This is a genomic window from Arthrobacter ipis (assembly GCF_014694315.1).
Taxonomy (GTDB): Bacteria; Actinomycetota; Actinomycetes; order Actinomycetales; family Micrococcaceae; genus Arthrobacter; species Arthrobacter ipis.
In genome coordinates this window covers 547470-559799 of the sequence record NZ_JAAOXD010000001.1, presented here as the reverse complement: position 1 = coordinate 559799, position 12330 = coordinate 547470, and the positions used below count along the sequence as shown (strand labels likewise).

The window sequence follows — 12330 nt, the reverse complement described above, 5'->3', positions numbered from 1 at the left end:
GATGTGATCCGCCTCTCACTCCACCTTGCGGGATGCGCCGCGGCCGCCCCCACGGGTCTTCCGTTCATCGGTTGCGAAAGTCTGCCGGCCCTTCCGGCCGGGTGGATTTCAGCGCGCGGGTGATCCCGTGCGCAGCGGTCAGCAGGGCGGGGACGATCAGCGGAACAGCCGCTTCCTGCCGCGGCACGATGGCGTTGAGGGCCGCGGCTATCATGTTGCCGGGCCCGAAGACGGGCACGGCGATGCCCGCCCACCCGGCGACGCCAATGCCGGGCAGGGCCACGTAGCCGCGCTGCCGGATCTCGGCCAGATGCCTGCGGATGAGGGCTGGATCCGTGATGGTTTCAGGGGTCGCCGCCTTTAGGGGCTTCGCGAGCACCTCGGCCTGGACACGGGGCGGCGAGAACGCCAGCAGCACGAGGCCCGACGAGGCTGCGTGGATGGGCATCCGCTGGGCAATGTGCGCGGCGTCCAGGCTGGAATGCGGAGAGGAGAGTCGCTCCACATACAGCACAGTGCCGTGGTCCAGCACGGCCAGGGTGGTGTGCTGGTGGACAGCGGCCTGGACATCCTCCATGAAGGGCAGCGCAAGCTCGCGCAGGTTCAGCGCACGCGAGCCCCGGGCAGCGAGCTCCCACATGCGCATCCCGGAGCAGAGGTTCCCGTCCGGCAGCCGCTCAATCAGACCGTGGAGGACCAGGTCATCCACCAGCCGGTGCGCGGTGGTCAGCGGGAGGCCGGCGCGGCGGGCAAGGCCGGAGAGCGTCATGGCCGGCAGGTCCCGGTCGAAGGCGCTCATGAGCCGCACCACGCGGCTGATCACCGATTCCCCCGATGTCGAATTGGCCATGGCTGTCTCCGGCCCGGCGCCTAGTTTGCGGCCACGTTGGCCGGCCGCGCCGCGTTCCCGTCCCCGGTCCGGTCCACGTTCCTCTTGGCCGCAAGACTGGCGATGTCCCGGCCCGCACGGTAGCCGAACACCAGGGCCGGCCCGATGTGGGAGCCATAACCGGGGTAACCGCCGCCGAAGACGCTAACGGCGGCTGCGCCCACGGCTAGGAGTCCGGGAACTACCGATCCTTCAGCCGTGACCACTTCGGAGTGTTCGTTGACGCCGAGGCCGGCGAAGGTGCCCAGATCGCCCATTTGGATCTTCGCCGCGTAGTACGGGCCCTTGCCCACCGGCGCGAGGTTCGGGTTCGGCTTGTGCTCGAGGTCGCCCCGGAAGTGGTTGTACTGAGTGGAGCCGCGGCCGAAGGCCGGGTCCTCGCCGCGCTCAGCAGCCGGGTTGAATCCGGCGACGGTGGCTTCCAGGCCCGCTGCATCGATGCCGAGCTTTCCCGCCAGCTCAGCAAGGGTGTTCCCCTTGACCAGGTAGCCGGTTCGGTAGAAGTAGCCGCGGGGCATCGGCCAGGGCTTGGCATAACCGATGCCGTATTTGTGCATCGTTTTCGCGTCGCCGATCACGTAGCAAAAGGTTCCGTCCTCGTCCTTGTTGTGCTCGATCATGGCCCCGCCGAAGTCGTGGTAGCTCAGGGCCTCGTTGCCGAAGCGCCTGCCGTGGCGGTCGACGGCGATCAGCCCGGGCAGGCCGATGGCCCGCAGATGCGGGAAGAGCCGTTGTTCACCGCTGAGGTACCTGAACACGGTCACCGGCGCCCAGGACCCGACGCTGAACACGGAATCGTCGATGTATCCGCCGGCGTCCATCGCCAGGGTGGCGGCGTCACCTCCGTGGCCCACGGTGGGCGTGAAGTGATCGTCACCGCCGGCGTCATGCGGGAAATAGCGCTGCCGCAGTTCCCGGTTCCCGGAGAACCCGCCGGCGGCGAGGATGACGCCGGCGCGTGCCGTGACGGTGACGGCGTGCTCTCCCCCGATGACCGCACCGGTGACGGTCCCGGCGTCGTCCCTGGTGAGGGAGAGCGCCGGTGAGGACTTCCACAGCCGGATGCCCAGGTCGTCGGCGCTCTTGACCATGCGGGTCATCAGGGCGTTGCCGTTAGAGCGCAGGACCGGACGCCGGTAGCGGGCGGCGTCGGCCCAGGTGCGCAGCAGCTTCCTGGCCACGTAGATGAAGGACTTGACCGACTGGTTCACGTGGAAGAACTCGTTGATGTCCGGCCCCACCTGCGGCATGTAGCCGAAGACGGTGTAGGAACTCATGTACGGCTGCATCAGGAGCCGCTTGTCCCCGAGCACCCGTGCGTCCACGTCCTGCGGGAGGATGGCCCGGCCGGACAGCTTCGCCCCGGGCAGGTCCATCTGGTAGTCCGGGGCCTTCTCCGGGTAGGTGAATTTCACGTCGGTTTCTCTTTCGAAGAAGGAGATCGCTTCAGGCACTGCGTCCAGGAAGTTCCGAACTCCCGCTTCGTTGAACGTCTCAGGCGCCAGGTTCTTCAGGTAGGTTTCGGCGTCCTCGCGGGTATCGCCCTGTGCCAGGCCCTGCTTGTTGCCGGGGACCCAGGCCCAGCCCGCGGAAATGGCGGTGGTTCCGCCAAAGTACTGTTCCTTCTCAGCGATGATCACGCTCAATCCTTGCGAAGCGGCCTTCAATGCTGCGGCCATCCCTGCCACGCCCGATCCGATGACGAGGACGTCACAGACCGCCGTCCTTGCGGTTCTTGCCGAGGTTTCTGTCATGGTTCCTGCTCCGTTCTGCCTGCAGGCCACTCCTTTGCGGCGGCAGGCGTTGACTGACAAACCCCAGTAGAGCCGGAAGCATGCCCGCCAGGGAGGAGGATTACCATTGAGCGGGAATCGACAGGAGGAACAGTGGCCAACTCCGCATCCGGCGAGTCGATCATCGGCCGTTTCGTGAAAATCGTGAACGCCTTCGATGACACGCACCCCGCCATGAGCGTTGCCGAGCTGGGGCGACGCACCGGCCTGCCGGTGACCACCACCTACCGGCTGGTCAACGACCTGCTGCTCGAGCGGCTGCTGGAACGCGAGCCCGGCGGGGACATCCACATCGGCACGCGCATGTGGGAACTGGCTTCCCGGAGCTCCAAAATGCTGGGCCTGCGGGAAGCCGCGCTGCCGTTCATGGAGGACGTCCAGGCCGTGGTTCAGCACTCCACCACGCTTGGTATCCTCGACTCGGACGAGGTCCTGTACATCGAGCGGCTGGGCTCGGATAAAACGATTGTGGACATCACCAAGATTGCCGGCAGGCTGCCGGTCCACGCCACGTCCTCGGGACTGGTGCTGCTGGCACACTCCCCCTCCGCCTACCAGGACGCCTTCCTGGCCCGGCCGCTGACGAAGTTCACCGAGACCACCCTGACCGAGCCGGCCGCGCTCCGGCGCCACCTGGCCGAGATCCGGCAGCGCGGCTTCGCTGCCATGCCCGGCGTGATCGTGCCGGAGTCCAGCGGGATCGCCGTGCCGGTGTTCGGCCCCGACAACACTGTCCGCGCGGCGCTCAGCGTGGTGGTGCCGCGCAACGAGGAGAACACACCTGCCCGGGTGCCCGTGCTGATGGCCGCAGCACGCGGGATCTCCCGCGCACTGGGCTGGCGGGGTGAGCTGAAGGGGACACTCCGGCAAAGCCACTGAAAGCAGGCTTTGCCGTTCATCGGCAATCGTGTGGTTCTGCTCACAGGTCCCCTGCCACGCTGGCTGGGAAGCAGCGACGAGGCTGCAGGATCACGAGGAGCACCACATGAATCCCATCCAGAACCGCGTTGCCGGAAAGACCGCCATTGTCACCGGAGGCCGCGGAGACCTGGGCAGCGCCACCGCCGCCCTCCTTGCCGAACACGGCGCAAAAGTAGCCAGCCTGGACGTTGCCGGCATCCCCGCCGCCGCTGCCCACAAAAACATCAGTGAGTACGACGTCGACGTCACCAGCGAGGCAAGCGTCGCCGAGGCCATCCGCCGGGTCCGGGACGAACTGGGTACCCCGGACATCCTGGTCAACGCCGCCGGCATCATCGGCCCGGCAGGAGCCTCCCACACCGCCTCGACGGCCGACTTCGACACGATTTTCAACGTCAACGTCAAGGGCGTCTGGCTGATGACCAAGCACGTGGTCCCCGGCATGATCGAAAAAGGCACCGGCAGCATCGTCAACTTCTCCTCCATCCACGGCCTCACCGGTGGCCGGAACGTGCCGTTGTACCACGCCACCAAAGGCGCAGTCCGGCTCCTGAGCAAGTCGGACGCCGCGGCCTATGGCGCCCACGGCATCCGGGTCAACTCCATCCACCCCGGATCCATGAACACCAGGATGAGCCGCCGCTCCGCCGAGCAGTCGGACATCGGTCCCGAGGCCTACTACAGGCAACTGGTGGGCTCCAACCCGCTGCCCCGCCAAGGCGAACCGGACGAGATAGCGTACGGCGTGCTCTACCTGGCCTCGGACGAGTCGCGCTTCACCACCGGATCCGAGCTCGTCATCGACGGCGGCTACACGGCTGTCTGACGACGGCCCCCCAGCGGCTGCCCAACTGCGGCAGCACCCCTCATCTTCGCTTCGAAAGGCAACACCAATGAAATTCGTCAACGGCACCTCCGCGGACACTCACGACGTCGTCGTCGTCGGCTCCGGTGCGGGCGCACTCACCGCGGCGGCCACCGCCGCCCGTGCCGGCAAGTCCGTCGTCGTCCTCGAAAAGAGTGACCTGCTGGGCGGAACCTCCGCCGTGTCCGGCGGCATGCTCTGGGTGGCGGACAACCACCACGCCCGGAAGGCCGGGATCACCGATTCCAAGACAGCGGCCGCGGAGTATGTGCGGGCCGTCGCCCGCGGAAGGGGTCGCGAGGAACTGCTGGACGCCGCGCTGAACTACGGCGACCAGATGCTCCGCTTCGTCGAGGCGGAGTGCGGAGTCCGCTTCATCTTCCTCGACAACTTCCCCGATTACCGGCAGGATTTGCCGGGTGCAGTGGCGGGCGGCCGCACGATTGAGCCGGAGCTGTTCAACAGCACCGAAGCGCTGGGCAGCCTCCGCGCGCACGTTCGCAGTGACGGCCGCGCGCCGTTCACCATGCAGGAATACGAGGAGTGGGGCGCCTTCACGAAGTTCCCGTGGAACGAACTGGCCGGTCGCCAGGACGCCGGCCTCGTGGCCAAGGGACAGGCCCTCGTGTCCATGCTGCTCGCCAGCCTCGTCCGCGACAATGCCACACTCATCACCGGGGCCCGCGGTCACCGCCTGCTCACCGACGGGCCGCTCACCGACGGCGGCCGGGTGACCGGCGTCGAACTGGAAACCGGCGAAGCTTTCCATGCCCGCGACGGCGTGGTGCTCGCGACGGGCGGCTTCGAATGGGACAAGGCCCTGGCCGACTCGATGCTAGCGTCCCGGCTCTACACCATGTGCTCGCCGCCCTCGAACACCGGTGACGGGCTGCGGATGTCGCAGCGCATCGGCGGCCAGACCCGTGGCACCCGCGAAGCCTGGTGGGCGCCGATGGCCGTCACCGGCGACACCCGCGACGGGCAGGCGATCGGGACCCTGCTGCGGTTCGAGCGCCAAGGCCCGGGGTCCATCATGGTGAACAGGCACGGCTGCCGTTTCGCCAACGAGTCGCAGAACTACAACGACCTCGCCCGCAGCCTGCAGTCCTGGGACTCCGCCGCCAACCGCACGCTCAACACCCCGGCGCACGTGATTGTGGACCACGGCTACCTGGAGCGTTACGGCATCCTTGCCCACCGCGCGGGCCAGCCGACGCCGGATTACCTGATCGAGGCGCCGACGCTGGCTGAACTCGCGGCGAAGATCAACGTTCCGGCGGAGAACCTGGAAGCCACAGTGGCCCGGTTCAACGGGTTCGCAGCCAATGGCGAGGACCCCGACTTCGGCCGCGGCGAAAGCGCTTACGACAAGTACTGGGGCGACGCCGACTGCCCGTGGCCGAACCCTTCACTGGGTCCGCTCGAATCCGGGCCCTTCTACGCGCTGGAGGTGGTGAACGGCGCCTTCGGCACCAATGGCGGCGTGGCCACCGACGGGTCAGCCCGCGTGCTCGACGTCGACAACCGCCCCATCCCGGGCCTGTTCGCCGCCGGCAACACCACGGAAAACGCTTACGCAGCTGGCTACCCCGGCGCCGGCGCCACCCTCGGTCCGATCATGACCATGGGCTACCTCGCCGGCCGCACCCTTGCCGGCCAGTCCCCCGCCTATGTCTCTGCCGCGCCGTCAACGCTCGCCGAGCTTGTCGAGACCGGTGCCTGAAAATGATCCGCCACACTGTGCTCTTCCAGTTCAAGCCCGACTTTCCGCCGGCTGACCGGCAGGCCTGGATTGCCGGGCTCAACAACATGGCCGGAAAGATCCCCGGCATGCTTAGCCTCAGCCACGGCCCGGACGTCCTCAACACCGAACGCTCCTTCGACTACGCCATCGTGGCCGACTTTGCAAGCGTCGAGGACATCGCCGTCTACAACACGCACCCGCTCCACGAGCCGCTGAAGGCGTACTCGTTCCCCAACAGCCGGCAGATCCTGGCGGTGGACTTCCACCTCCCGGACACCACGCCGGCGCCCATTGAGACAACGCAGTCTTAAGGAGATTCCCGTGACCACTACGCCATCGCCGCAGGTTCCGCTGCCGGTTTCGCACCAGGTTCCCCAGCAGGCCCCTCGCAAGACACCCCGCAAGGCCGCCCTGGCGTCGTTCCTGGGCAGCACGCTGGAGTACTACGACTTCTTCATCTACGGCACCGCCGCCGCACTTGTGTTCCCGCACCTGTTCTTCCCCTCCGCGGACCCGGCCATCGGTCTGATCGGCGCCTTCGCCACCTTCGGCGTCGCGTACGTGGCGAGGCCTGTCGGCGGACTGGTGATGGGCCACTTCGGCGACAAGCTGGGCCGCAAGAAGATTCTGCTGCTGACGCTCGGCATCATGGGCCTGGCGTCACTCGGCATCGGTTTCCTGCCCACCTATGAGCAGTTGGGCGTTTGGGCCCCCATCCTGCTGGTCGCCGGCCGGCTGGCGCAGGGCTTCTCCGCCGGCGCGGAATCGGCGGGCGCCTCCACCCTGACGCTGGAGCACTCGCCCGAAGGCAGGCGCGGGTTCTTCACCAGCTTCGTGATGACGGGGTACGCCTCCGGCATGGTGCTGGCCACCCTGGTCTTCATCCCGGTTACGTCACTGCCCCGGGAGGCCATGATGAGCTGGGGCTGGCGCATCCCGTTCTGGCTCTCCATCGTGGTGCTGGCCATCGCCTACTGGGTCCGCACGCACCTGGACGAAACACCAGTCTTCGAGGAGGCCCAGGAGCGCCGTCAGGTGGCCCCGATGCCCATCAAGGAGGTGCTCCGCTTCCAGGCCGCGGATGTGCTGCGGGTGGCGGGAATGTCCATCATGTCCGTGATGCAGACCATCTTCACGGTCTTCGGACTGGCCTACGCCACGTCCGGCGCCGGGTTCGACCGGGCCTCCATCCTGACCGTGAACGCCGTGGCCATCGGCCTGTCCATGTTCGCCATGCCGCTGGCGGCCAGGCTGTCCGACCAGATCGGCCGCCGCCCGCTCCTGCTGACTGCAGCGATCGGCTGCTCCGTCACGATCTTCCTGTACTTCCTGGCCCTCTCCTCCGGCAGCATCGTGCTGGTGTTCCTTGCCGCGTTCCTGAACATGACGGTGCTGTACTCGGGCTTCAACGGCATCTGGCCGGCGTTCTTCGCGGAACAGTTCGCGGCGCCCGTCCGGTACTCCGGGATGGCGCTGGGGAACCAGTTCGGCCTGGTCCTCGCCGGCTTCGGCCCGATGATCGCCGGAATGCTGCTGGCTCCGGGGGCATGGGGCTGGGTGCCCGTGGCCGTGTTCGGCGCCGTCTGCATGCTCATTGCCGCCGGGTCCGCGTTCTGGTCCCGCGAGACTGCCACCACGCCCATCGGGGAACTCGGCGGCCCGTACCTTGCGGGCATCGCCCGCCGGCGGCAGGCCGAAGCAGCAGGGCAAACACCGCTGCGGCAGCCGTCCGTCGATGTGCGCTAACCTGCGCGCCATGAACGCCCACGACACTGAAGCCGCCGACGCGTCCGCCTCCGAGCCGGCGCTTGCGGCACCGTCACAAACGGTCGAGCCCGGCAAACTCACCACCGCCCCGTGGATGGGCCTGCACTACCTGCCCGAAGGCCCGTAACACCCCGCAGCTTCCGCTCCGTTTCGACGGTTCCCTGCCCGCACGACGTTGCGCAACGTCGTGTGCGCGGGGAACCGTCGTATCGGCGCGTGGAGGCACAGCTCAGCAGCCGGTCAGGGCCCGCCGCGGCCGCTCCTGCCGGTAGCAATAGCGGGACACCTCGCGGAAACCTGCCCTGCCGTACAGCTCCCGGGCAGCGGAGTTCGACGCCATCACCAGCAGCCAGTAGCCGGCCAGCCCCCGCTCCGCACCTGCTCTGACCAGGGCCTGCTGGATCCGGGTGGCGTAACCGCGGCGCCGAAAGTCGGGCCTGGTGGCCATGCAATACAGCCCGCCCCAGCTGCCTGCCGCGCCGGGATCAGGAGCCCCGCCGTGAACAGCACTCCAGCCGTGAACAACAGCAAGGCGTCCGACGGCGGCCGCCCCGCCGTCGTCGTCCCTCACCAGGGCGTACAGCGCCGGGCAGCCGGTGAGGATCGCACGGGCGGTCTCCAACTCCGCGGCGCCGCCGCGGCCGTCCACGGACCACCACAGTTCCAGCCATTCCGCCGAAGGATGCTCCGAGATTTCGACGCCGGCACTGGCCGGAAGGCCGTCCTGCGGCTCCGCGGGCCGGGACATGACCAGGGTGTCGGACTGCCTGGTGTAACCCAGGCTGTCCAGCACAGCGTTCAGCGGGGCGGCGCCGCCATGGTCGAAGATCTGGTAAATCACCGGTAGTCGCCGCTGCCGATACCAGGAAGCCGCCTCCCGGACCGCGGCGGCGACGTCCGCGGCAGCCACCCGCGGCCAGACCGAGTTCGCCCGCTGCGTTACACCACCGGCCGCGCGGAGCACCCACTCGCCGGTGTCGTGACGTTCGGGCGCGGGCCAGGCGGCATCCATCAGCGATTCCAGACCGGACAACACTTCCACGCGGTTATCCTCCATCCGCCACTGTGCCGTAAGGGCAGCTGTTCAGTAAAGAGCAAGAGCTCCCCGTTTCCGGGGAGCTCTTGCTGCGTTCAGCCAGCCAGCTTTACTGAAGCTAGTCGGCCTTCTTCTCTTCGGGCTTCTTGGCCTCGGGCTTGAAGTCGACGCCGGCCTCCTTACGCTGCTGCGGCGTGATCGGCGCGGGAGCCTGGGTCAGCGGGTCATAGCCGTTGCCGGTCTTCGGGAAGGCGATCACGTCGCGGATGGACTCCACGCCTGCCAGGAGGGCCACCACACGGTCCCAGCCGAAGGCGATGCCGCCGTGTGGCGGGGCCCCGAACTTGAAGCCTTCCAGCAGGAAGCCAAACTTGGTCTGCGCGTCTGCCCGGTCCAGGCCCATCAGCTCGAAGACCCGTTCCTGGACATCGCGCTCGTGGATGCGGATGGAGCCGCCGCCGATTTCGTTGCCGTTGCAGACGATGTCGTACGCGTAGGACAGGGCCGACTCCGGGTCCTTGTCGAACGTGTCGAGGAACTCGGGCTTGGGCGACGTGAAGGCGTGGTGGACGGCCGTCCACTTGCCGGCACCCACGGCCACGTCGCCAGAGGCCACGGCTGCGGCGGCCGGCTCGAACATCGGCGCGTCCACCACCCAGCAGAAGGCCCAGGCGCTGGGGTCGATCAGGCCGGTTCGGTGGCCGATCTCGACGCGGGCGGCACCGAGCAGGGCGCGGGCTCCAGACTTCTCGCCGGCGGCGAAGAAGATGCAGTCGCCCGGCTTGGCGCCTACGGCACCGGCCAGGCCTTCACGCTCCGTGTCCGTCAGGTTCTTGGCCACCGGACCGGCCAGCTCGCCGTCTTCCTTGAACAGGACATACGCCAGTCCCTTGTGACCGCGCTGCTTGGCGAATTCCTGCCAGCCGTCCAGCGTACGGCGCGGCTGGGATGCCCCGCCGGGCATGACCACGGCGCCGACGTAGGGGGCCTTGAAGACGCCGAAGTTGGTGTCCTTGAAGAACTCAGTCAGCTCGGTCAGCTCCACGCCAAAGCGGAGGTCCGGCTTGTCCGAGCCGAACCGCGCCATGGCGTCGGCGTACGTTATGCGCTGGATAGGGGTGGGGATCTCGACGTCGATCAGCTTCCACAGCGCCTTGACGATGTTTTCACCCAGCGAGATGATGTCGTCCTGGTCCACAAAGCTGGCCTCGATATCCAGCTGGGTGAACTCAGGCTGGCGGTCCGCGCGGAAGTCCTCGTCGCGGTAGCAGCGGGCGATCTGGTAGTACTTTTCGAAACCACCCACCTGCAGCAGCTGTTTGAACAGCTGCGGGGACTGCGGCAGTGCATACCAGGAACCCGGTGCAAGACGGGCCGGAACAACGAAGTCGCGGGCGCCTTCCGGCGTCGAACGCGTCAGCGTCGGGGTCTCGATCTCCACGTAGCCGTCCTGGTGGAGGAGTTCGCGGGCCACGCGGTTGGCCTCCGAGCGCAGGCGCAGGTTACGGGCGGGGCCGGGACGGCGCAGGTCCAGGTACCGGTGCTTGAGCCGGGCTTCCTCCCCCACTTCCACGTGCTCATCGATCTGGAAGGGCAGCGCGTCGGCGGTGTTGAGAATGACCACCTTGTCCGCCATGACCTCCACCTGGCCCGTGGCCAGGGCTGGGTTTTCGTTGCCTTCCGGGCGCTTGGAGACCGTACCGGTCACCTGGAGCACGTATTCGTTGCGCAGCCCGTGGAAGACCTCTTCCTCACGGACCACCACCTGCGCCACGCCCGAGGCGTCACGCAGATCGACGAATGCGACACCACCGTGATCACGACGGCGGCCAACCCAGCCTGCCAGGGTTACGGTTTGTCCAATGTGCTCGGAACGGAGGGATCCGAGGTCATGTGTGCGCAGCACAGCATTCCTTTCAGAAGGAAGACAGAATGAAGTTTAAATACGATCGTTGCGGAAACGATCCCGTCCGAGTTTACCCGTTTGGAAGGTTCCCGCCCCGCCATGACCAAGCACAAGCAGCTGCAACGAAGGCTGGGTGTGGCCGACGCAACAGCGATCGGGCTCGGATCCATGCTCGGCGCCGGCGTTTTTGTCGTCTTCGCACCGGCGGCCCGGCTGGCCGGAGAGCTGCTGCTCGTGGCCATAGCGCTGGCTGGCGCCGTGGCGTACTGCAATGCCGTCGCCTCGGCCCAGCTCGCGGCAAAGTATCCGCAAAGCGGCGGCACCTACGTCTACGGCCGGAAGCAGCTTGGAGAATGGTCCGGTTTCCTCGCCGGCTGGGGTTTCGTAACGGGCAAGTCGGCCTCGTGTGCGGCCATGGCCCTGACCTTTGGACAGTACGTTGCGCCGGAATACGCCACCCCCGTGGCCGTAGCCGCGGTCGCCGCACTGACCGGCGTGAACCTGTTGGGCATCACCCGGACCGCCTTCCTGACCCGCATCCTCCTGGCCGTGGTCCTGGCCACCCTTGCGTTCGTGGCTGCGGCGAGCATTGTGGGACCGCATGTTGCCGACGGCGGGACAGCTTCCGGCGCGGTCTCCGGACGGGCCGGCGGCGGCTGGGGCATTTTGCCCGCCGCGGGGCTGGTGTTCTTCGCCTTTGCCGGGTACGCCCGCATCGCCACGCTCGGCGAGGAGGTCAAGGACCCGGCCCGCGTCATTCCGCGAGCCGTCCTTGGGGCCCTGGCCGGCGCCCTGGTCATCTACCTGCTGCTGGGGGCGCTGCTCCTGGCCCATCTTCCGGTAAATATGCTTGCCACCTCCACGGCGCCGCTGCTCGACGCCGTGGAACAGTCCCGGCTGGCGGCCGGTGCACCGGCGGTCCAGGCAGGCGCCGCCGCCGCCTCGCTCGGTGCACTACTGGCCCTCATCACCGGGGTGGGACGAACGGCCATGGCGATGGCCCGCGAACGGGACCTCCCCGGCCTCCTGGCCAGGGTGGGCGGGCGGCATCCGGTGCCGGTAACCGCCGAACTGGCGGTGGCCGCCGTCGTCGTTTTGTTGCTGCTCACCACCGACGTGCTGACGGTGGTCGGTTTTTCCAGTTTCGGCGTCCTGCTCTATTACGCCGTAACGAATGCCGCCGCGTTCACGCTCCGTGACCGGCCCCGGCACGCGCCCAAATGGCTCAACGCCGCCGGGCTGGCAGGGTGCCTGGTCCTGGCATTCACCCTGCCGGCTGCCTCGGTGCTCGGCATGGCGACTGTCATGGCCGCCGGACTCGCCGGGCGCGCCGTCGTGCTTGCGTTCCGGAAGCGACGGTTCCAAAAGCGACGGTTGCGCTGATTCGGGGCCGGCTCAGAAAGGCTAGC

At 67.7% G+C, this 12330-nt stretch carries 10 protein-coding genes and 2 pseudogenes; 7 read left to right on the top strand and 5 right to left on the bottom strand.

Annotation, left to right across the window (positions count from 1 at the left end):
- Positions 1 to 130: 130 nt before the first annotated feature.
- The 3 genes and pseudogenes from G9E11_RS21620 to chcC2 all read right to left on the bottom strand — a co-directional run.
- Positions 131 to 640, bottom strand: a pseudogene (locus G9E11_RS21620) (IclR family transcriptional regulator); the annotation flags it as partial.
- A gap of 42 nt (positions 641 to 682) precedes the next feature.
- Positions 683 to 850, bottom strand: a pseudogene (locus G9E11_RS21615) (helix-turn-helix domain-containing protein); the annotation flags it as partial.
- 20 nt (positions 851 to 870) lie between these two features.
- Positions 871 to 2643, bottom strand: coding sequence for a 4-oxocyclohex-2-ene-1-carboxylate 5-dehydrogenase (gene chcC2 / locus G9E11_RS02685; protein ID WP_190602679.1), 1773 nt, complete (start codon positions 2641 to 2643; stop codon positions 871 to 873).
- Between the two features lie 132 nt (positions 2644 to 2775).
- Here chcC2 and G9E11_RS02680 point away from each other — a divergent pair, with 132 nt between their 5' ends.
- The 6 genes from G9E11_RS02680 (at position 2776) to G9E11_RS02655 (ending at position 8106) form a co-directional block, all read left to right on the top strand.
- Positions 2776 to 3561 (top strand): IclR family transcriptional regulator, encoded by a 786-nt coding sequence (locus G9E11_RS02680; RefSeq protein ID WP_190602677.1) that lies wholly within the window; start codon positions 2776 to 2778, stop codon positions 3559 to 3561.
- A gap of 106 nt (positions 3562 to 3667) precedes the next feature.
- Positions 3668 to 4429, top strand: coding sequence for an SDR family NAD(P)-dependent oxidoreductase (locus tag G9E11_RS02675; RefSeq protein ID WP_194717751.1), 762 nt, complete (start codon positions 3668 to 3670; stop codon positions 4427 to 4429).
- 67 nt (positions 4430 to 4496) lie between these two features.
- Positions 4497 to 6191 carry a 4-oxocyclohexanecarboxylate 2-dehydrogenase gene (gene chcC1, locus G9E11_RS02670; protein ID WP_190602675.1) on the top strand — a complete coding sequence of 565 codons (1695 nt, stop codon included), beginning with the start codon at positions 4497 to 4499 and terminating at the stop codon, positions 6189 to 6191.
- A 2-nt stretch (positions 6192 to 6193) separates the two neighbouring features.
- Complete coding sequence (locus G9E11_RS02665) at positions 6194 to 6523, top strand: Dabb family protein (protein ID WP_190602673.1); 330 nt, start codon at positions 6194 to 6196, stop codon at positions 6521 to 6523.
- Positions 6524 to 6533: 10 nt separating this feature from the next.
- On the top strand, positions 6534 to 7958 hold the full coding sequence (locus tag G9E11_RS02660; protein ID WP_311764280.1) for an MFS transporter: 1425 nt from the start codon (positions 6534 to 6536) through the stop codon (positions 7956 to 7958).
- A gap of 10 nt (positions 7959 to 7968) precedes the next feature.
- A complete protein-coding gene (locus tag G9E11_RS02655) occupies positions 7969 to 8106 on the top strand; it encodes a hypothetical protein (RefSeq protein WP_190602671.1) in 138 nt (45 codons plus the stop codon).
- Between the two features lie 102 nt (positions 8107 to 8208).
- On the opposite strand, the gene G9E11_RS02650 is transcribed toward G9E11_RS02655, so the two are convergent.
- Entirely contained in the window at positions 8209 to 8991 is a 783-nt protein-coding gene (locus G9E11_RS02650) for a GNAT family N-acetyltransferase (RefSeq protein ID WP_414635174.1), read from the bottom strand.
- Positions 8992 to 9133: 142 nt separating this feature from the next.
- Positions 9134 to 10921 carry an aspartate--tRNA ligase gene (gene aspS / locus G9E11_RS02645; RefSeq protein WP_190602667.1) on the bottom strand — a complete coding sequence of 596 codons (1788 nt, stop codon included), beginning with the start codon at positions 10919 to 10921 and terminating at the stop codon, positions 9134 to 9136.
- Positions 10922 to 11020: 99 nt separating this feature from the next.
- Here aspS and G9E11_RS02640 point away from each other — a divergent pair, with 99 nt between their 5' ends.
- Positions 11021 to 12304: an APC family permease gene (locus G9E11_RS02640; RefSeq protein ID WP_190602665.1), complete on the top strand. Its 1284-nt coding sequence runs from the start codon at positions 11021 to 11023 to the stop codon at positions 12302 to 12304.
- Positions 12305 to 12330 lie beyond the last annotated feature (26 nt).

Coding starts and splice junctions, on each gene's coding strand:
- chcC2 (WP_190602679.1), bottom strand. CDS start 2,643: ATGACAGAAACCTCGGCAAGAACCGCAAGGACGGCGGTCTGTGACGTC.
- G9E11_RS02675 (WP_194717751.1), top strand. CDS start 3,668: ATGAATCCCATCCAGAACCGCGTTGCCGGAAAGACCGCCATTGTCACC.
- chcC1 (WP_190602675.1), top strand. CDS start 4,497: ATGAAATTCGTCAACGGCACCTCCGCGGACACTCACGACGTCGTCGTC.
- G9E11_RS02665 (WP_190602673.1), top strand. CDS start 6,194: ATGATCCGCCACACTGTGCTCTTCCAGTTCAAGCCCGACTTTCCGCCG.
- G9E11_RS02655 (WP_190602671.1), top strand. CDS start 7,969: ATGAACGCCCACGACACTGAAGCCGCCGACGCGTCCGCCTCCGAGCCG.
- G9E11_RS02650 (WP_414635174.1), bottom strand. CDS start 8,991: ATGGATGCCGCCTGGCCCGCGCCCGAACGTCACGACACCGGCGAGTGG.
- G9E11_RS02640 (WP_190602665.1), top strand. CDS start 11,021: ATGACCAAGCACAAGCAGCTGCAACGAAGGCTGGGTGTGGCCGACGCA.